Annotated in this window: 15 protein-coding genes and 1 pseudogene; 6 read left to right on the top strand and 10 right to left on the bottom strand. The window is 69.9% G+C overall.

From position 1 onward, the window contains the following. Nucleotides 1-1530: an ABC transporter ATP-binding protein gene (locus TN53_RS02380; protein ID WP_046256612.1), complete on the bottom strand. Its 1530-nt coding sequence runs from the start codon at nt 1528-1530 to the stop codon at nt 1-3. Next, nucleotides 1511-2560, bottom strand: coding sequence for a BMP family ABC transporter substrate-binding protein (locus tag TN53_RS02375; RefSeq protein ID WP_046256611.1), 1050 nt, complete (start codon nt 2558-2560; stop codon nt 1511-1513). Before TN53_RS02375 ends, TN53_RS02380 begins: the two co-directional genes overlap by 20 nt. A 298-nt stretch (nt 2561-2858) precedes the next feature. Between TN53_RS02375 and mtnA the strand changes: the two genes are divergently transcribed. After that, on the top strand, nt 2859-3890 hold the full coding sequence (mtnA, locus tag TN53_RS02370) for an S-methyl-5-thioribose-1-phosphate isomerase (RefSeq protein ID WP_046256610.1): 1032 nt from the start codon (nt 2859-2861) through the stop codon (nt 3888-3890). Between the two features lie 63 nt (nt 3891-3953). Here mtnA and mtnB read toward each other — a convergent pair whose 3' ends face one another. The 3 genes from mtnB to TN53_RS02355 are packed head-to-tail and all read right to left on the bottom strand — an operon-like array spanning nt 3954 to nt 5889. Further along, nucleotides 3954-4562 carry a methylthioribulose 1-phosphate dehydratase gene (mtnB, locus tag TN53_RS02365; RefSeq protein ID WP_046256609.1) on the bottom strand — a complete coding sequence of 203 codons (609 nt, stop codon included), beginning with the start codon at nt 4560-4562 and terminating at the stop codon, nt 3954-3956. Next, nucleotides 4559-5293 carry an acireductone synthase gene (gene mtnC / locus TN53_RS02360; RefSeq protein ID WP_046256608.1) on the bottom strand — a complete coding sequence of 245 codons (735 nt, stop codon included), beginning with the start codon at nt 5291-5293 and terminating at the stop codon, nt 4559-4561. Before mtnC ends, mtnB begins: the two co-directional genes overlap by 4 nt. Continuing rightward, nucleotides 5290-5889, bottom strand: a complete 600-nt coding sequence (locus TN53_RS02355) for a 1,2-dihydroxy-3-keto-5-methylthiopentene dioxygenase (protein ID WP_046256607.1) — start codon at nt 5887-5889, stop codon at nt 5290-5292. Before TN53_RS02355 ends, mtnC begins: the two co-directional genes overlap by 4 nt. Nucleotides 5890-6414: 525 nt before the next feature. Here TN53_RS02355 and TN53_RS02350 point away from each other — a divergent pair. From TN53_RS02350 to mtnK, 4 genes are read left to right on the top strand one after another with little or no spacing between them, the layout of a single operon-like run. Then, the gene (locus TN53_RS02350) at nt 6415-7512 is read left to right on the top strand and encodes a substrate-binding domain-containing protein (RefSeq protein WP_046256606.1); all 1098 of its coding nucleotides are present in this window, start codon (nt 6415-6417) and stop codon (nt 7510-7512) included. Next, entirely contained in the window at nt 7499-9028 is a 1530-nt protein-coding gene (locus tag TN53_RS02345; protein WP_046256605.1) for a sugar ABC transporter ATP-binding protein, read from the top strand. Before TN53_RS02350 ends, TN53_RS02345 begins: the two co-directional genes overlap by 14 nt. A 39-nt stretch (nt 9029-9067) precedes the next feature. Beyond that, nucleotides 9068-10114 (top strand): ABC transporter permease, encoded by a 1047-nt coding sequence (locus TN53_RS02340; protein WP_046256604.1) that lies wholly within the window; start codon nt 9068-9070, stop codon nt 10112-10114. A gap of 15 nt (nt 10115-10129) precedes the next feature. After that, entirely contained in the window at nt 10130-11302 is a 1173-nt protein-coding gene (gene mtnK, locus TN53_RS02335) for an S-methyl-5-thioribose kinase (protein ID WP_046256603.1), read from the top strand. Here the strand turns inward: mtnK and TN53_RS02330 are convergent. From TN53_RS02330 to TN53_RS02310, 5 genes are all read right to left on the bottom strand, one after another. Beyond that, the gene (locus TN53_RS02330) at nt 11291-11860 is read right to left on the bottom strand and encodes an SMI1/KNR4 family protein (protein ID WP_046256602.1); all 570 of its coding nucleotides are present in this window, start codon (nt 11858-11860) and stop codon (nt 11291-11293) included. The genes mtnK and TN53_RS02330 overlap by 12 nt on opposite strands. A gap of 154 nt (nt 11861-12014) precedes the next feature. After that, the gene (locus TN53_RS02325; protein ID WP_046256601.1) at nt 12015-13631 is read right to left on the bottom strand and encodes a glycerol-3-phosphate dehydrogenase/oxidase; all 1617 of its coding nucleotides are present in this window, start codon (nt 13629-13631) and stop codon (nt 12015-12017) included. Nucleotides 13632-13682: 51 nt separating this feature from the next. Continuing rightward, complete coding sequence (gene glpK, locus TN53_RS02320) at nt 13683-15224, bottom strand: glycerol kinase GlpK (RefSeq protein WP_046256600.1); 1542 nt, start codon at nt 15222-15224, stop codon at nt 13683-13685. 60 nt (nt 15225-15284) lie between these two features. Further along, complete coding sequence (locus TN53_RS02315) at nt 15285-16085, bottom strand: MIP/aquaporin family protein (protein WP_046256599.1); 801 nt, start codon at nt 16083-16085, stop codon at nt 15285-15287. Between the two features lie 337 nt (nt 16086-16422). Further along, complete coding sequence (locus tag TN53_RS02310) at nt 16423-17187, bottom strand: IclR family transcriptional regulator (RefSeq protein WP_046256598.1); 765 nt, start codon at nt 17185-17187, stop codon at nt 16423-16425. Nucleotides 17188-17492: 305 nt separating this feature from the next. Between TN53_RS02310 and metH the strand changes: the two are divergent. Continuing rightward, nucleotides 17493-19936: pseudogene (gene metH / locus TN53_RS02305) on the top strand (methionine synthase); the annotation flags it as partial.

Here is a 19936-nt window from a genome sequence, read left to right as displayed (position 1 = left end):
TCAGTCGACGGCCTCCACCGTGACCTGGGCGCCTGCCATCGCGAGGCCCAGTGTCCGTTCGTCCGCCTCGTTCTTGTCGTACGACGCCGTGATCCGGCCCTCGTACATCACCAGCACCCGGTCCGCCAGGCCCCGGATCTCGCTCAGTTCGGCCGAGACGAGGAGGACGGCGTGGCCGGCGTCGCGGTAGGCGACGATCTGGTCGTGGATGTTCTGGATGGCGCCGATGTCGACACCGCGCGTGGGCTGCTCGACGAGCAACAACGGGGCGTCATGGGCGAGTTCGCGGCCGATCAGCAGCTTCTGGAGATTGCCGCCGGACAGCGCGGAGGCGGGGACCTCGGGGCTCGACGCCTTGACGCCGAACCGCTCGATCAGCCGCTGCGCGTGCGCCCGTACGGCATGCGGCGGCAGCAGGCCGCGGGAGGACAGGGACGTACGGTGGTGGCCCATCGCGAGGTTGTCGGCGACGGACGCCGCGGGCGCCGTACCGACCGCGTGACGATCCTCGGGGACGTACGCCAGGCCCTTGAGACGGCGCTCGGTGGCGGAGGCATGGGTGATGTCCTCGTTCTTGAGGGTCACCCGCCCGGCGGTGGTCGGCCGCAGACCGGCCAGCGCCTCGACCAGCTCGCTCTGGCCGTTGCCCGCGACGCCCGCGATGCCGACGATCTCGCCGGCGCGGACGGTGAGTCCGGCGCCGTGCACCCCGTCGGTGGCGAGACCGGTCACCTCCAGTACGGCGTCACCGGATGTGCCCTCGGCGTGGATGCGGTCGAGTTCGACCGCGCGGCCGGTCATGGCTGCCGCGATCTCGTCGGCGGAGGTCTCCGCGGTGACCAGGCGGGCGACCACCCTGCCGTCCCGCAGGACGGTCACGTGGTCGCTGCCCTCCAGCACCTCGCGGAGCTTGTGCGTGACGAGGATCACCGTACGGCCCTGCGCGGCCAGCGACTTGAGCACCGCGAACAGGGCGTCCGCCTCGGCCGGTGTGAGCACCGCCGTCGGCTCGTCGAGGATCAGCGTGCGGGCACCGCGGTGCACCAGCTTGAGGATCTCCACGCGCTGGCGCAGACCCACGGGCAGATCACCGACGCGCGCGTCCGGGTCCACGGCGAGGCCGTGCTCCTCGGCGAGCTCGCGCACCCGGCGGCGGGCCGCGGCGCGGTCCACCAGGCCGAAGCGGCGCGGCTCGGCGGCGTAGACGACGTTCTCGGCGACCGTCAGCGAGTCGAACAGCTTGAAGCTCTGGTGGACCATGCCGAGCCCGGCGGCCATCGCGTCGCTCGGGCTGGCGAAGTGCGCGGCACGGCCGTCGACGCGGATCGAGCCCGCGTCGGCGCGCTCCATGCCGTACAGGATCGACATGAGCGTGGACTTGCCCGCGCCGTTCTCGCCCATCAGGGCGTGGATCTCGCCGTGGCGGACGGTCAGGTCGACGGAGTCGTTGGCGAGCGTGCCGGGGAACCGCTTGGTGATTCCCCGGAGCTCGACAGCCAGGCCCTCGGCGTCAGCTCGCGGCGGGGTCATCGACCTTCAGCTCTCCGGAGACGATCTGGTCGCGCAGCCCCTCGACCTTCGCCAGGACGTCCTTGTGGTCGGCGATCACGCACTTCGACGAGTCGACGCCGTCCTCCAGGCCGGTCAGGCTGATGCCGCCCTCCTTGAGGCCGTAGGAGACGGTGCCCGTCTTACCGGCCAGGACCGACTCGATGCCCTTCTCCACGGCGATGTCCGTGCGCTTGATCACGTTGTCGACGACCGTGCCCGGCGCCGAGACGCACTGGTTGACGTCGACGCCGTACGCGTAGGCGCCCTTGGCCTTCGCCGCCTCGAAGACGCCGTAGTTGCCGGCCGCGGCGGCCGCCATGATCTGGTCGTAGTCCTTGGAGAGCAGGGTGTTCGCCTGCTCCTTGGCACGTGCCGAGTCGTCGAAGGGGGACTGGCCGCCGACGAAGCGCGTCGACGTCTCGGTCTTGGCGGCGACCTTCTTGGCGCCGGCCGCGAACGGGTCGCTGTAGCGGCGGAACTGGGGAGTGTCGAGGACGTCGACCGCGCCGACCTTGCCCGACTTGCTGAGCAGACCGGCCTCGGCGCCCGCGAGGTAGACGCCCTCGTGCTCACGGAAGACCGCGCAGCCGACGTTCTTGAAGGTCTTGGTCGTGCAGGCGTCGATGATCAGGAACTGCTGCTTCGGGTTCTTCTGGGCCTGCTGCGCGACGAGGTCGGCGAACTCGAAGCCGACCAGCACGATGACGTCCGGCTTGGCGTCCACCGCGGCCTGGACGTTCTGCTGCTGGGAGGCGGTGTCCGTGGACTCGTAGACCTTCTGCGAGCCGTCGTGCTGCTTCGCCGCGTTCTTGACGCCGCTGACGGCGAGCTTCAGGAACTCGTTCTGACCGACCGCGTCGGGCGTGACGAGGGTGAAGGTCTTGCCGCTGCCGCCGCTCGCGCTGTCGGAGGCGTCGCTCTTCGCGGCGGCGTTGCAGGCGGTGGCCGCGGTGACCATGAGGGCGGTGGCGGCGGCGATCTGCAGGGAACGATGGTGTCTACGGGACATCGGGGGACCTTCCGAGTACGGCGAGGCACGCTCGGGCGGGAGCGGCGGCGGCGATGAGGGGAGAGGGGACGCTGGAACGGGGACGGGTCAGCGTCGACAGCCGTCACCGGCACACCGGCCGAAGTCGAGGAAACGGCGCTTGATCAGCAGCACGGGCTTCCTCCCTCGTCTCGGTCTGCGGACTGATTGCCGGACAGTAGCATCCGTTTCCGGACACCTGCCCGACTGTCTCGAACTATGGTTCTACCAGGTCATGTACCGTGGCCGGACACCACCGGAACATCAGGAGTGTCCCGATATGTCCCAGGAATTGCGTGCCGTCGACTGGACCGGAGACGGCCTCGCACTCATCGACCAGACGCTGCTCCCGCACCGCAACGAGACGATGGCTGTCCACGATGTGGACACTCTGGTCGACGCGATCCAGCGCCTCGTGGTGCGCGGCGCACCCGCGATCGGTGCGGCCGGCGCGTACGGCGTCGCGCTCGCGCTGGTGCAGGGCGAGCGCGAGGGCTGGTCGGTGGACGAGGTGCGGGCCGCCGTCGCGCGCATCCGGGAGGCCCGGCCGACCGCCGTCAACCTGATGGTGTGCGTGGACCGCGTGATGACCCGCTTCGACGAGGGCCTCGACGCCGTCCTTGAGGAGGCCGTCGCCGTCCAGCGCGAGGAAGTCGAGGCGAACCGGGCGATGGGCGCCCACGGTGCCGACTGGCTGCTCGAAATGGTCGGCGCCGACCGGCCGTTGCGCATCCTGACCCACTGCAACACGGGCGCGCTGGCGACGGCCGGATGGGGTACGGCACTCGGCGTCATCCGCGAACTCCACGCGCGCGGACGCCTTGAGGTGGTCTACGCCGACGAGACGCGCCCCCTGCTCCAGGGATCGCGCCTCACCGCCTGGGAGTTGGTCCAGGAGGGCATACCGCACTACGTCCAGGCGGACGGGGCCGCCGCCGGCACCATCCTGCGCGGCCAGGTCGACGCGGCGATCGTCGGCGCGGACCGCATCGCCGCCAACGGCGACACCGCGAACAAGGTCGGCACGGTGGGGGTGGCGCTCGCGTGCGCGGACGCCGGGATCCCGTTCCTGGTGGCGGCGCCGACGACGACCGTGGACCTGTCGACCAAGACCGGCGACGACATCCACATCGAACTCCGCGGCGAGGACGAGGTGTTGGAGTGGGGCGGGATACGGACGGCTCCCGCCGGGTCGCGCGGCCACAACCCCGCCTTCGATGTGACGCCGGGACGGCTGGTGACGGGACTGGTGACGGAGCGAGGCGTGCTGGAGGTGGCGTCCGGCCAACTGCCCGGTGACCACCTGCAGTAGAACCCGCGGCACGAAGAAGGGGACCCCCGAGCCCGGAGGTCCCCTTCTTCTTCCCGGTGCAGCTCAGCGCTGCGACAGCTCCAACTCCAGCAGCCACTCCACGACTTCGGTGTGGTGCCGCGCCTGACGGGGATCGGCGCCCCACACGTACAGGCCGTGCCCCGCGACCACCACGGCCGGCATCCGCGGGTCGCGTGCCGCCTCCAGGCGGTCCCCGAGCACCTTCATGTCCTGGCTGTTGGCGATGACCGGCAGCGTCACCTCGACGTCGTGCGCGGGCTGGCCGACACCCTTGAGCATCTCCACGTCCCTGAAGACGATCCCGCCCGGCTCCCGCCGGCCCATGGCCACGGAGGCGACCGTGTGGACGTGCACCACGGCCCCGGCCCCCGTCAGCGCGGCGACCCGCGCGTGCAGTTCGGCCTCCGCGGACGGCTTGCCGCCCCGCACCGCGGCGCCCTGGCCGTCCACCAACACCACGTCCGCGGGCGTCAGTTCGCCCTTGTCGTGGCCGCTGGCCGTCACCGCCAGCCGCAGCGGCTCACGGGTGAGCACGACGGACAGGTTGCCGGAGGTGCCCCGCATCCAGCCGAAGCCCGCGAAGCGCGCGGACTCGGCGGCGAGGACCGCCCCCGCCTCCTCCAGGTCCAGTTCGGTGATCTCGGCGGTCATACGGTGCTCCCGGTGGTGCTGATGGTGATCTCGTCGAACGCCCCCGCCTCGGCGTGGTCGCCGACGCCCTGCTCGTAGTACGGCTCCCCGGGCCGCCGGATGCCCACCGCGTGCCAGCCGGCCGCGCGGGCCGCGTCCAGCTCGCCGGGGCGGTCGGAGAGGAAGAGGAGCCGCGAGGGCTCGATGCCGGTCGACGCCGCGATACGGCGGTACGACTCCGGCTCCTGCTTGGGTCCCGCGTTCTCGGTGTCGTGGAGACCGGAGACGAGCGAGGTGAGGTCGCCCTCCGGGCTGTTCGTGAACCACGCCCGCTGGGCGGCCACCGAGCCGGACGAGTAGACGTACAGCCTCGCCCCCGCCGCGTGCCAGACACGCAGCCGCGGCACGACGTCGTCGTAGAAGTGCGAGACGAGGTCGCCGCGTGCGAAGCCCTCGGACCAGATGATCCCCTGGAGGGTCTTCAGCGGCGTGGCCTTGCGGTCCTCGTCGAGCCAGGCGCCCAGGGCCTTCTCGACGGCGGCCGCGTCGGCCTGCGGATCGCCGAGCTCCGCACGCACCTGCGCGACGGCCCGCGCCACGTCCGGATCGTCGGCCCGCTCGTTCAGCAGCGCGCCGAAACGCGCGCGCGAGTACGGGTACAGCACGTCGACGACGAAGCCCGTGGCGCTCGTGGTGCCCTCGATGTCGAGCACCACGGCGTCCACGTCGTACGTCAGGCCCTGCTGCGTCACGCCGCGCCCTTGTCGGCCTCGTAGCCCGCCGCGATCGTGTCGTAGTCCGGGAAGCGGGAGGCGATCGTCGAGCCGGTGAAGTTGCCGATCCAGCCGTCCTCCTCGTGGAAGAAGCGGATCGCCGTGAACGACGGGCTGGTGCCCATGTCGAACCAGTGGGTGGTGCCGCGCGGCACGCCCAGCAGGTCGCCCTTCTCGCAGAAGACCGCGTGGACCTCGCCGTTGACGTGCAGATAGAAGATGCCGGAGCCGGAGACGAAGAAGCGGACCTCGTCATCGTCGTCGTGCGTGTGCTCCTGGAGGAACTTCGCGCGCGCGGCCGCGGCCTTCGCCGGGAACTCCGGGTCGTCGCTCGGGTGCAGGCCGAGGACGTCGACGGTGGTGAAGCCCTCCTCGGCGTTCAGCTTGTCGATCTCCGGGCCGTACGCGGCGAACACCGTGTCGCTGTCGGCGTCGAACGGGACGTCCTCCCGGACGGGCCACTGCTCGTAGCGCACACCGAGCGGCTTGAGGGCCTCGGCGATCTCGGTGGGGTCCGAAGTACGGCGGACCAGCGTCTCGGGGCCGGACTCGGACCAGGTCGTCAGCAGGGTCATGGGAACAACTCCAGGCGTCTGGAAGGGATGTCCGGATACCGAGACAAGCACCGGACGGGCGGGGCAGGAAGAGGGCGGCGACGGACAGCCGGTCAGCCGCGACACGCGGCGCCGGGACAGCAGCGGGGCATGCGCAGCGCTGTCGCGCGTGGGGTCGTCATCAGGGCCTCACTGGTCCGGGGTGGGGTGCCGGTTCCGTGATGGTAACTCGACCCGGCAGGTCAACCCGGTGTGACGAAGTTGTTGTCTCAAGCAGTGAGAAAGCGTGTTCATTGCTTTGACGAATGGCCGGAATCGTTCCCATGATCTGTGCATGAAGACGCTGCTGCTCGTGCGGCGGCTGCACGTGGATCTGCTCCGGACGGCCACGGCCAGCTGTCGCTGACCCCACCCGGAGCCCCGTACGCCCTTGTCGCCGCGGGCCGCCGCCCCTGCTTGAGGTGGCGCATTCCTTTCCCTCGCTCCGGGTCGCGCGCTCCCCTCCGCTTCACCCCCCTTTGCACCACCCCGCACCTGGAGCCCCTCATGTCCCGTGTCCGCCTCCCCCTCGCCGCGCTCTCGCTGGCCTCCGTCTCCGCGCTCCTGCTCGCCGGCTGCTCGCAGTCCACGGACGCCTCGAAGGACACCGGCAGCACCGCCGCCTCCGCGTCGGCCGCCACGGGCAAGAAGCCCGCCCCCTTCAGCGACGGCGCGGTCAAGGTCGCCCTGGTCCGGCAGAGCGGCGCCGGCGACTACTTCGAGCAGTGGGGCAACGGAGCCAAGGCCCAGGCCAAGGCCCTCGGCATCGACCTGACGGTGTACGACGCGCAGGCCGACAACGCCAAGCAGGCCACCGACCTCTCCTCGGCGATCAACTCGGGCGCCAAGGCGATCATCATCGACCACGGCTTCCCGGCGACCATCCAGCCGGAGATCGACAAGGCCGTGAAGAAGGGCATCAAGGTCGTCGTCTACGACGTCGAGACGGCCACGAAGGGTGTCGTCTCCACCAAGCAGGACGACGCGAGCATGGCCCAGGCCGTCCTCGACGTGATGGCCAAGGAGGTCGGCAAGGACGCCAAGGTCGGCTACGTCAACGTCGCCGGCTACGCCGCCCTCGACAAGCGGAACACCGTCTGGACCAAGGAACTCGCCGCACAGGGCTGGAAGCAGGAGTTCAAGGTCGGCAAGGTGACCGACTCCACGGCCACCGACAACGTTCCCCTGGTCTCCGCCGCGCTCACCCAGCACTCGGACGTGGCGGGCGTCTTCGCCCCCTACGACGAGCTGGCCAAGGGCACCGTCCTCGCCGTCCAGAACAAGAAGCTCCAGGACAAGGTGAAGGTCTTCGGCGCGGACGTCTCCAACGCCGACATCCAGCAGATGACCGCCGCCGACAGCCCGTGGGTCGCCACGGCGGGCACCGACCCGTCCGCGGTGGGCGCCGCCGTCGTCCGTACCACCGCCCTGGAACTGGCCGGCCAGCTGAACAAGGCCTCCGTCGAGTTCCCGGCCGTCGCCATCACCCAGGACTTCCTGAACAAGAACAAGATCGAGAACATGGACCAGCTGCGCACCGCGCTGCCCGCGCTGAACCTGTCCCAGGTCTCGACCGCGGACTGGATCTCGAATGTCGCCCACTGAGACGACTGAGACGCCCGCGGTCAGCCTCACCGACGTCAGCATGGCCTTCGGAGGCAAGACCGTCCTTGCCTCCGTCTCACTGGACATCGCACCGGGCAGCGTGGTCGCGCTGCTCGGTGCGAACGGCGCCGGCAAGTCCACGCTGATCAAGATCCTGTCCGGCGTGCACACCGACCACGGCGGCGAGGTGCGGGTCGCAGGGGAATCCGTAGCTCTCCAGTCGCCGCTGGCCGCACGCCAGTTGGGCATCCAGACCGTGCACCAGCGCATCAGCGAGGGCATCGTGCCCGGCCTCACGGTCGCCGAGAACCTGGTCTTCGAGGAGCTGGCACAGAGCCGGGGCAACCCGTTCCTGAACGGGGGCAGGCTGCTCGCCCGCGCCCGCGAGATCCAGGCCGGCCTCGGCCTGGACTGGAGCGACAGCCTTCTCAAGCGGGACGTCACCGAACTCGGCATCTCCGACCGCCAGTTGCTCATCCTCGCCCGCGCCCTGGCCACCCGCCCCCGCCTGCTCATCCTCGACGAGCCGACCTCCGCCCTGTCCGCCGCCGAGGCGGAGCGCCTGTTCGCACTGGTCGAGAAGATGCGCGACGACGGCATCGCGGTGCTCTACGTCTCCCACCGCCTGGGCGAGATCGACGCGCTGGCCGACCGACTGGTCGTCCTGCGGGACGGACATCTCACCGAGGACCAGGTCAAGCCCTTCGACTGGGACGCGGCCCTGCGGGCGATGCTCGCCCAGGCCCAGGAGACGACCACGGCCCGCCCGGTGCGGGAGGGGGCGTCCGGCGATGCCGTACTGTCCCTTCGGGGGGTACGGCTCTTCGCGGGCCGCACGCCCCTCGATCTGGACATCCGCGCCGGCGAAGTCACCGGTGTCGTGGGCCTGCTGGGCGCGGGCAAGACCGAGCTGGCCCGCGGTCTGTTCGGCGCCGAACCCTTCGCCGCCGGCTCCGTCGAGCTCGACGGCAAGAACTTCGCGCCCCGCCGGCCCGCCGACGCGATCCGGGCCGGCCTCCACCTGGTCCCCGAGGACCGGCACGCCGACGCCCTCGTGCCCGGCTGGTCGCTGGCGCAGAACGTCTCGCTGCCGTTCCTTAAGTCCCTGTCGAGGGCGGGGCTCGTCCAGCGCGGGAAGGAGGACGCCCTGGGCCGCGCCACCATCGAGGCCCTCGGCGTCGTCGCCCGCGACGAACACAGCACCGTCGAGGAGCTGTCCGGCGGCAACCAGCAGAAGGTCGTCGTCGGCCGCTGGCTGGCACACACGCCCCGTGTCCTCATCCTGGACGAGCCGTTCCGAGGCGTGGACATCGGCGCCCGGCGCGACATCGGCCGCCGCGCCCGCTCCCTCGCCGCCGAGGGCGCCGCCGTCCTCGTCCTGTCCGCCGACGTCGACGAGATCCTCGAGATCGCCGACCGGGTCGTCGTACTCGCGTCCGGCGAGATCCATCTCGACGCGTACGGCGAAGACGCGGAACGCGACCGCGTGATCCAGACCATCGCCGTGTCCGTCTAGCCGTTGCTGACACCGGCCGCCGAAGGAAGCAGTCCCCCCATGACCACCCAGCAGAGCACCGAGGTCCCGGTGAAGGCGGCGATCCCGCCCGCCACCACCACCGCCGTGCGCGTCCAGAACGCCGTCATCAAGTACGGCTTCATCTTCGTGACGGTCGCGCTCTTCCTGTACTTCGCGCTGAGCGAGGGTTCCTTCCGCGAGTCGGCCACCCTCCTCGACACCCTGCGGTACGTCTCCGTCGCCGCCATCCTCGGCCTCGGCGTCACCCTCACCATGGCCGTCGGCGGAATGGACATGTCCGTCGGCGCGGTCGCCGGACTGGGCGTCTCCGTCGCCGCGCAGACGATGGTCGTCCACAACCAGGTCGGCACGGTCGCGATCATCGCGGTGATCGCGGCGGGCGCGGTGGCCGGCCTGCTGAACGCGCTCCTCATCGTGGTGCTGAAGATCCCCGACATGCTGGCCACGCTCGGCACGATGTTCGTCATCCAGGGCACCAAGCTCATCCTGGTCGACGGCCAGTCGATCACCCCGGGCATGACCCTGGACGACGGCTCCACGGCACCCGGCAAGTTCACGGACGGCTTCCTGAAGATCGACCGGGGCACGGTCCTCGGCATCCCCATCTCGGTCCTCGTCTTCGGCGGCCTGACGATCGCCGCCTGGGTCTTCCTCGCCCGCACCCGCTGGGGCCGCGTCCTGTACGCCATCGGCGCCAACCCCGAGGCCTCCCGCCTGGCCGGCATCCGCGTCGGCGCGTACCGCTCCCTCGCCTACGTCATCTCCGGCGTCCTCGCCTCCATCGGCGGCCTGATCCTGGCGTCCCGCATCGGCCAGGGCGATGTGAGCGCCGGAACGTCCCAGCTGCTGGAGGCGGTGGCGGTCGCACTGGTCGGCACCTCGGTCCTCGGCCGCGGCCGCCCGAACGTCTGGGGCACGGCCCTCGGCGCGGTGCTGATCGGCATCATCACGACCGGCCTGACCATCAAGGGTCTGCCGTACTACACGCAGGACGTCGTCGAGGGCGCGGTCCTCATCCTCGCCCTCGTCTTCAGCTTCACCCTGTCCAAGCGCCGCACCGCATAGGGGAGTTCACCGACCATGGGCTACCGCATCCTGGAGACCGACGACATCCCCGCGTACCTGCGCGAGCGGGGCCACTGGGACGAGGCGGCCGATCCGCAGGTCCGCGAGGTCTCGGACGGCAACATGAACAGGGTGTTCCTGGCGTCGAACGCCGACGGCACCCGCAGCCTCGCCCTCAAGCAGGCCCTGCCCTGGGTCCGTGTCGCCGGCCCCTCCTGGCCGATGAACCCGGACCGCGCCGACGCCGAGGCACGGGCCTACGAGCAGGTCGCGCGCGTCGCCCCGGACAAGATCCCGGCGGTCCACGGCTACGACCCCGAGAACTACGCCCTCGTCATGGAGGACATGTCGGACCTGGAGGTGCTGCGGACCCTGCTGAACGAGGGCGCCTCCTACGGTCCGCACACCTCGGCGAGGACCGGCGAGTTCGTCGCCCAGTTCTCCTTCGCGACCAGTGACTTCGGCATGGCGTCGGCCGACCGCAAGGCGCTGATCGCGGCCTCGGTCAGCCCCGAGCTCTGCAAGATCACGGAAGACGTGGTCCTGTCGGAGCCGTACATCGAGCACGAGCACAACCACTGGCACGAGGGCCTGGACGACCTGGCGAGGCAGTTCCGCGCCGACACCGGGCTGCGCACGGAGGTCGCCGACCTCCGCCACACCTTCATGACCAGCGCCCAGGCCCTGCTCCACGGCGACCTGCACACCGGCAGCATCATGGTCGGAGAACGCGAAGGCGGCCCCGTCGTGCGGGTCTTCGACCCCGAGTTCTCCTTCGTCGGCCCGATCGGCTACGACCTCGGCCTGTACTGGGCCAACGCGCTGGTGTCGGAGGAACGCGCCCGCGCGCTGGGCACGCTGTCGGACCACCCCGACCAACTCCGCCTGTCCTGGCAGGCGTTCGAGACGGAGTTCCGCCGGCTGTGGCCGACCCGCGTCGACACCTTCTTCGACGACGCCTATCTGGACCGCTTCCTGCGCCGGGTCTGGACCGACTCCGTGGGCTATGCCGGCACGGAGATCATCCGACGCATCATCGGCTTCGCCCACCTGACCGACCTGACGACTCTCGCGGACCCGGTACCGGCGTCCCGCCGGGCACTGCTCCTTGGCCGCGAACTCGTCGTGCGGCGCGAGGAGCTGACGTCACCGCAGGCCGTGCGCGACGTCGTGACCTCACTCGGCTGACTCGGCGTCGAACCACTCCTTGCCGGCAGCCCAGTGCCCCACCCAGCCCGCGAAGCCGGGCGCGGAGGTCGTGAAGCCGAACTCCGCGCCGAAGGGCATGGCGCCGACGTCCGTGACGTGCCAGATGTGCCCTCGGTGCGGGCCGGTGACGACAAGGTGCCAGTTCATCGCGCACCCGTCCGTCCCGAGCACGACAGAACCGTGGTTGAAGACCTGATCGGTGACGGCTTCCGGGTCCTCGTAGGGCCCCTCGTCCTCCTCCCAGAGCCACGGCTCCGTCAGCGGAAACGGCTCGGCCAGGCTCCGCTCCGCCCCGTCGCCGCCCCAGTCGGACGGCAGCTCGGCAAGCCCCACCAGCCCGTACTCCGGCGGCCCCTGGAACGACCCGTCCGATATTTCCGCCACGAACGTCCGGTACGGCTCCGGCAGGACGATCCCGTGCTCCGCCTCGAAGGCGTACACCGCCTCCCACCCGAGCGCCGACGCACCCTCGTCGTCCACGCCGAACGCCTTCCGGAGCGCGTCGAGATCCTCAGGTGCGGCCTGATCCATGTTCATGCCTCCATGAGAACACCCGCCACTGACAACGCGGGCACACGAAAGGGGCGGCTCCGTCGGCGCGGAGCCGCCCCTTTCGCGTGCCGGCCCCCATAGGGGAGAGGGGCCGTTTCTCGGTGGTGCCGGCCAGGTCGGGGAGGGGCCGGCCCGAGGGCTACTTCTTGTCGAGCAGGTCCTGGACCCTGGCGCGGACGTCGTCCGTGGCCAGGCCGCGGATCGTCAGCGTCGTACGGCGGCGCAGGACGTCGTCCGTCGTCTCGGCCCACTCGTTGTCCCGGGCGTAGACGACCTGCGCCCAGATCTCCGGGGCGTCCGGGTGGACACGCTGCGCCAGCTCCGGGTTGTCGTTCGCCAGCCGGGCGATGTCGAAGGCCAGCGAACCGTAGTGCGTGGCCAGGTGCTTCGCCGTGTCCGCCGCCATGCGCGGACCCGGGGCCGGGTTGTCGACCAGCAGCCGGTGCGCGACCGCCCGCGGGTTGGCGACACCCGGCAGCGGCAGCTTCTTCGGCAGCGAGGAGATCGGCTCGAAGTCGTCGCCCAGCGGGTGACCCGGCAGCGCCTCCAGCTTCTGCATGACCGTACGGCCGATGTGCCGGAAGGTCGTCCACTTGCCGCCCGCGACGGACAGCATGCCGCCCTTGCCCTCGGTCACCACGGTCTCCCGCTTGGCCTTCGCCGTGCTGCCGGGGCCACCGGGCAGCACCCGCAGACCCGCGAAGGCGTACGTGATCAGGTCACGGTCGAGCTGCTGGTCCCGGATGGAGAACGCGGCCTCGTCGAGTATCTGGGCCGTGTCCTTCTCGGTGACCGAGACGTCCGCCGGGTCGCCCTCGAACTCCTCGTCCGTGGTGCCGAGCAGCAGCATGTCCTCCCAGGGGAGGGCGAAGGTGATGCGGTACTTGTCGATCGGGGTGGCCAGCGCGGCCTTCCACGGCGCCGTCCGCTTCAGGACCAGGTGCGCGCCCTTCGACAGACGGATCGACGGGGCCGCGTTCGGGTCCTCCAGCTTGCGCAGGTGGTCGACCCACGGGCCGGTCGCGTTGAGGACGAGCCGGGCGCTGACGCCGAACTCGTCGCCGGACTGGCGGTCGCGCAGCTCGGCGCCCGTGACCCGGCCCTTGGTGAACCTCAGGCCGGTCACCTCGGCGTGGTTGAGCACGACCGCGCCCGCCTCGACGGCCGCGCGGACCGTCATCAGCGCCATGCGCGCGTCGTTCATCTGGTCGTCGCCGTACACGGCCACGGCCTTGAGGTTGTCGGTGCGCAGCTCGGGCACGTCCTGCGCCGCCTTGGCCGGCGAGAGGAGGTGGCCGACGCCGTCACCGAACGCGGAGAGCGCGGAGTAGGCGAAGACGCCCGCCCCGAGCTTCGCGGCGCCGTGCGGCCCGCCCTTGTACACCGGGAGGTAGAACGTGAGCGGGTTCGCCAGGTGGGGAGCCACCTGACGGGAGACCGCACGGCGCTCGAAGTGGTTCTCCGCAACCAGCTTCACCGCGCCGGTCTGCAGGTAGCGCAGACCGCCGTGGAGAAGCTTGGAGGAGGCGGAAGAGGTGGCACCGGCGAAGTCGCCGGCGTCGACCAGGGCCACCCGCAGGCCGGACTGCGCGGCGTGCCAGGCAGTGGAGATGCCCAGGATGCCGCCGCCGATCACGAGAAGGTCGTACGACGCCTTGGAGAGCTGCTCCCGGGTCTCGGCGCGGCTCGGGTTGGAGCCGGAGGCCGGGCGCGTACCGAGGGCAGGCACGGACTGCAGGGTGGTCTGACTGGTCATTTCGGGTTCTTACTCCTCATCAGAGCGTGCTGAGCCTACGAGTGGCTCTCGTCAGCTCTCTTCGTCCTCAAGCCAGCCCATCGTCCGCTCGACGGCCTTGAGCCAGCTCTTGTACTCACGGTCGCGCTTCTCTGCGGCCATGTTGGGGGTCCACTCGGCGGCCCGGCGCCAGTTGGCGCGCAGGTCGTCGGTGCTGGTCCAGAAGCCGACGGCGAGACCGGCGGCGTAGGCGGCGCCGAGGCAGGTGGTCTCGGCGACCATCGGGCGGACCACGGGGGCGTCCACGAAGTCGGCGAGGGTCTGCATCAGCAGGTTGTTGGAGGTCATACCGCCGTCGACCTTGACGGCCGCGAGCTCGACACCGGAGTCCTTGGTCATGGCGTCGGTGATCTCACGGGTCTGCCAGGCCGTGGCCTCCAGGACGGCGCGCGCGAGGTGCGCCTTGGTGACGTACCGGGTCAGGCCGGCGATCACACCGCGGGCGTCGGAGCGCCAGTACGGGGCGAACAGACCGGAGAAGGCCGGCACGAAGTAGGCGCCGCCGTTGTCCTCGACCGAGAGCGCGAGCGTCTCGATCTCGGCGGCGGTGGAGATCAGGCCCATCTGGTCGCGCATCCACTGCACCAGCGAACCGGTGACGGCGATCGAGCCCTCGAGGGCGTAGACCGCCTTCTGGTCGCCGATCCGGTAGCCGACCGTGGTGAGCAGGCCGTTGTACGAGTTGACCGGCTTGTCGCCGGTGTTCATCAGCAGGAAGGTGCCGGTGCCGTACGTCGACTTGGCCTCGCCCTCGGCGAAACAGGTCTGGCCGAACAGGGCCGCCTGCTGGTCACCGAGCGCCGAGGCGACCGGGATGCCGCCGAGCAGCTCGCCCAGCTTGCCGCCGGTGACCTCGCCGTAGACCTCGGCGGAGGAGCGGATCTCCGGGAGGATCGACAGCGGCACGCCGATGGACTCGGCGATCTTCTCGTCCCACTCCAGCGTGTGGAGGTTCATCAGCATGGTGCGGGAGGCGTTGGTGACGTCGGTGTAGTGCTTGCCGCCGTTGACACCACCGGTCAGGTTCCAGATGACCCAGCTGTCCATGGTGCCGAAGAGGATGTCTCCGGCTTCGGCGCGCTCGCGCAGACCCTCGACGTTGTCGAGGAGCCAGCGGGCCTTCGGGCCGGCGAAGTACGAGGCGAGGGGGAGGCCCGTCTCGCGGCGGAAGCGGTCCTGGCCGACGTTGCGGCCGAGCTCCTTGCAGAGCGCGTCGGTGCGGGTGTCCTGCCAGACGATGGCGTTGTGGACGGGCTCACCGGTGTTCTTGTCCCAGAGCAGCGTGGTCTCACGCTGGTTGGTGATGCCGATGGCCTTGATGTCGTCGCGGGTGATGCCGGCCTTCTGGATGGCCCCGGCGACGACCTCCTGGACGTTGGTCCAGATCTCGTTGGCGTTGTGCTCGACCCAGCCCGGCTTCGGGAAGATCTGCTCGTGCTCCTTCTGGTCGACGGAGACGATACGTCCGTCGCGGTCGAAGACGATGCAGCGGCTGGAGGTGGTGCCCTGGTCGATGGCGGCGATGAAGGGGCCGGCGGTGTGCGCGTCGGTCACGGTGTGCTCCTGGTTCCGTAAGTAAGGGGGACTGTCTACGACTGCTTGCTACGGCTGCTTCTAAGCGAAAGCGACGTTGTAGATGCCCGCAGCGATCGCGGCGCCGATCAGGGGACCGACGACCGGGACCCAGGCGTAGCCCCAGTCGGAGCCACCCTTGTTGGGCAGGGGCAGGAGGGCGTGCACGATACGCGGACCGAGGTCACGGAACGGGTTGACCGCGTAACCGGTCGGGCCACCGAGCGACAGACCGATGGAGACGACGACCAGTGCGGTGATGAGTGCGCCCAGGGTGCCCAGGCCGTTACCACCGTCGTTGAGACCCTGCGTGAGGATGGCGAGCACCAGCACGATGGTGCCGATGACCTCCGTGGCGACGTTCTGCCAGGCGACCCGGATCTCCGGACCGGTGGAGAAGATGCCCAGAACCGGGCCGGCGGCCGCCTCCTGGGCCTCGACGGCCTTGGTCTTGGTGGCCTGCGCGCCCGGACCGCCGACGATCTCCTTGTCGGTCAGGTGCGCGAGGAACTGGCCGTAGTAGGCGATCCAGACCAGGGCCGCGCCGATCATGGCGCCGAGCAGCTGTCCACCCCAGTAGATCGGGACGTCACTCCAGGAGATGCCGTTCTTCTTGAGCGCGAGCGCCAGGGTCACGGCCGGGTTCAGGTGCGCGCCGGAGAGCGGTGCGGAGGTGTAGACGGCTGTCAGCACGGCGAAACCCCACCCGAAGGTGATGGCGAGCCAGCCGGCGTTGCGGGCCTTGGAGGCCTTCAGCGTGACGGCCGCACAGACGCCGCCGCCGAGCAGGATGAGTATGGCGGTACCGATGGTCTCGCCGATGAAGATGTCGGAGCTGGACACCCGCGACTCCTTTGTCCTTCGTCCAGGGGACCGAACCCCGGGTCCCTCCGGAGGTTCGAGCTGCTCTCGGGTGAGAGCTGTGCCGGCCCTTGGCGTTGTCACACTCTAGCGCGTATTGCCGGTAGGTGTTCGACAATGCCGACCGATGGACGGGAGTCTCGCTCCGGCGTTACATGTGCGTCAAGGGTTCTGTTATCGAAAGCACGATCGTTATTGATTGCTGTGAGCTATCGATCTTCATATGAGGCTGCTATAGGGCCTCGCCCGATATGTCCGCTTCAGGGTACGGCGAAGACCGGAACGCCGTCAGGGCGTCCCGGTGTGCTCTTACCGACTTCTAGAAGCGCCCGGCGCCCAGGTCCCGCGACACCGCGCGGGCGCAGTCCCGTACCGCCGCGATCAGCTCGGTACGCAGCTCACCGTCCCGGCACAGCCGCTCCACGGCCCCCGTGATGCCGACCGCACCCACCGGCATCCGCCGCCGGTCGTGGATGGGGGCGGCCACACCGGCCACGCCCTCCCAGGTCTCCTCCACGTCCGCGGAGTAGCCACGCGCGCGTGTGATGTCGAGGATGTTCTCGAAGGCGTCCAGCTCGGACACCGTGCGATCGGTGAACGCCTTGCGGTCCGCCTCGATGGCCTCGCTGTGCGCCACCGGGTCGTACGCCGACAGCACCTTGCCCAGCGCCGTGGAGTGCAGCGGCTGCATGGCCCCGATCTCCAGCACCTGCCGGCTGTCGTCGGGCCGGAAGACGTGGTGCACGATCAGCACGCCCTGCTGGTGCAGGACGCCCAGATAGACGCTCTCGCCGCTGGAGCGGGCCAGATCGTCGGTCCACACCAGGGCGCGCGCCCGCAGCTCGTGCACGTCGAGATAGGTGGTGCCCAGGCGCAGCAGCTCGGCGCCCAGCTGGTACCGCCCGGACGCCTCGTCCTGCTCGACGAACCCCTCCAGCTGGAGGGTGCGCAGGATGCCGTGCGCGGTGCCCTTGGCGAGGCCCAGGGCCGAGGCGATGTCCGAGAGGCCGAGCCGCCGCTCGCCGCCCGCGAGCAGGCGCAGCATCGCGGCCGCCCGTTCGAGCGACTGGATGTTCCGTGCCATCGCCGTTCTGCCTCCGTCCCCTTCGCCGTCGACCCGCGACGTCGCTGCCGCTGTTCGGCAATGTCGAACACTACTAGTCCATGCCGACCAACCGCCAATGGTCGTACGACACCTTTAGGTCACTCGTGATGCACGCTCGCGTCACTCGTATCCCGGGAATGACCAGCCCGTCATCCTCGTCCGTCCCGTGGACGCTCTGACCGTTCGGGTCGGGTCCCGGCTACCCTGACGGCGTGCGCCCGCTGTGGGAAGCCCCGCGGCAGGACGCAAAGCCGACAGCCGTCGCACCCACAGGGAGCCCCTTCATGGCCTCGTTGCCACCGACCCCTTCCGCCGACAGCCGGACCCGTGCGTCCGCGCTCCGCGAGGCGCTCGCCACCCGTGTGGTGGTCGCCGACGGGGCGATGGGCACCATGCTCCAGTCCTCAACGTCACCCGCCCCGACATCGTGCGCTCGGTGCACGCCGAGTACTTCGACGCGGGCGTCGACTGCGTCGAGACCAACACCTTCGGCGCCAACCTGACCGCTCTCGGCGAGTACGACATCCCCGAACGCGTCCACGAACTGTCCGAGGCCGGCGCCCGGATCGCCCGCGAGACGGCCGACGAGTACGCCGCCCGCGACGGCCGCCGGCGCTGGGTCCTCGGCTCGGTCGGCCCCGGCACCAAGCTGCCCACCCTCGGCCACACCACCTTCGGCGCCATCCGTGACGCGTACCAGCAGAACGCCGAGGGCCTGCTCGCCGGCGGCGCCGACGCGCTCCTGGTGGAGACCACCCAGGACCTCCTCCAGACCAAGGCCTCCGTCATCGCCGCCCGCCGGGCCATGGAGACGGCCGGATACGACGTCCCCCTGATCGTGTCGGTGACGGTGGAGACGACCGGCACGATGCTGCTCGGTTCGGAGATCGGTGCCGCGCTGACCGCGCTGGAGCCGCTCGGCATCGACATGATCGGCCTGAACTGTGCGACCGGGCCCGCCGAGATGAGCGAGCACCTGCGCTATCTGGCCCGCCACTCCCGCATCCAGCTGTCCTGTATGCCGAACGCCGGCCTCCCGGTCCTCACGAAGGACGGCGCCCACTACCCCCTCACCGCGCCCGAACTGGCCGACGCGCAGGAGAACTTCGTCCGCGACTACGGCCTGTCCCTCATCGGCGGCTGCTGCGGCACCACTCCCGAGCATCTGCGCCAGGTCGTCGAGCGGGTGCGCGACCTCGCGCCCACCGAGCGCAACCCGCGCCCCGAGCCGGGCGCCGCGTCCCTGTATCAGACGGTGCCGTTCCGGCAGGACACGTCGTACATGGCGATCGGTGAGCGCACGAACGCGAACGGGTCGAAGAAGTTCCGTGAGGCCATGCTGGAGGGCCGCTGGGACGACTGTGTGGAGATGGCCCGGGACCAGATCCGCGAGGGCGCGCACATGCTGGACCTGTGCGTGGACTATGTCGGCCGCGACGGCGTCGCCGACATGGAGGAGCTGGCCGGCCGGTTCGCGACCGCGTCCACCCTGCCGATCGTGCTGGACTCCACCGAAGTCCCCGTCATCAAGGCCGGCCTGGAGAAGATCGGCGGGCGTGCGGTCATCAACTCGGTCAACTACGAGGACGGTGACGGTCCCGAGTCCCGGTTCGCGAAGGTCACCAAGCTGGCGCAGGAGCACGGTGCCGCGTTGATCGCGCTGACCATCGACGAGGAGGGGCAGGCCCGCACCCCGGAGCACAAGGTCGCCATCGCCGAGCGGCTCATCGACGATCTGACCGGGAACTGGGGGATCCACGAGTCGGACATCCTCATCGACACCCTGACCTTCACCATCTGCACCGGTCAGGAGGAGTCCCGTAAGGACGGCATCGCCACCATCGAGGCGATCCGCGAGCTCAAGCGCCGCCATCCGGATGTGCAGACCACTCTCGGTCTGTCGAACATCTCCTTCGGTCTCAACCCCGCCGCCCGGATCCTGCTCAACTCGGTCTTCCTGGACGAGTGCACGAAGGCCGGCCTGGACTCGGCGATCGTGCACGCCTCGAAGATTCTGCCGATCGCCCGGTTCAGCGAGGAAGAGGTGCAGACCGCCCTCGACCTCGTCTACGACCGGCGTGCCGAGGGTTATGACCCGCTGCAGAAGCTGATGGCCCTGTTCGAGGGTGCCACCGCGAAGTCGTTGAAGGCGGGCAAGGCCGACGCGAAGTCGTTGAAGGCGGGCAAGGCCGAGGAACTGGCGGCCCTCCCGCTGGAGGAGCGCCTCAAGCGCCGCATCATCGACGGCGAGAAGAACGGCCTGGAGGCCGACCTCGACGAGGCCCTCCAGTCCCGTCCGGCCCTGGACATCGTCAACGAGATTCTCCTGGACGGCATGAAGGTCGTCGGTGAGCTGTTCGGCTCGGGCCAGATGCAGCTGCCGTTCGTCCTTCAGTCCGCCGAGGTCATGAAGACCGCCGTCGCCTATCTCGAACCGCACATGGAGAAGACGGACGACGACGGCAAGGGCACGATCGTGCTGGCCACCGTCCGCGGCGACGTGCACGACATCGGCAAGAACCTCGTCGACATCATTCTGTCCAACAACGGCTACAACGTGGTCAACCTGGGCATCAAGCAGCCGGTCTCCGCCATCCTGGAAGCCGCCACGGAGCACCGCGCCGACGTCATCGGCATGTCCGGGCTGTTGGTGAAGTCCACGGTGATCATGAAGGAGAACCTGGAGGAGCTCAACCAGCGCGGCCTGGCGGCCGACTACCCCGTGATT

The sequence above is a fragment of the Streptomyces sp. WM6386 genome, assembly GCF_000972385.1.
Taxonomy (GTDB): Bacteria; Actinomycetota; Actinomycetes; order Streptomycetales; family Streptomycetaceae; genus Streptomyces.
The sequence above is the reverse complement of the archived record's forward strand: the minus strand, read 5'-3'. Positions and strand labels throughout refer to the sequence as shown.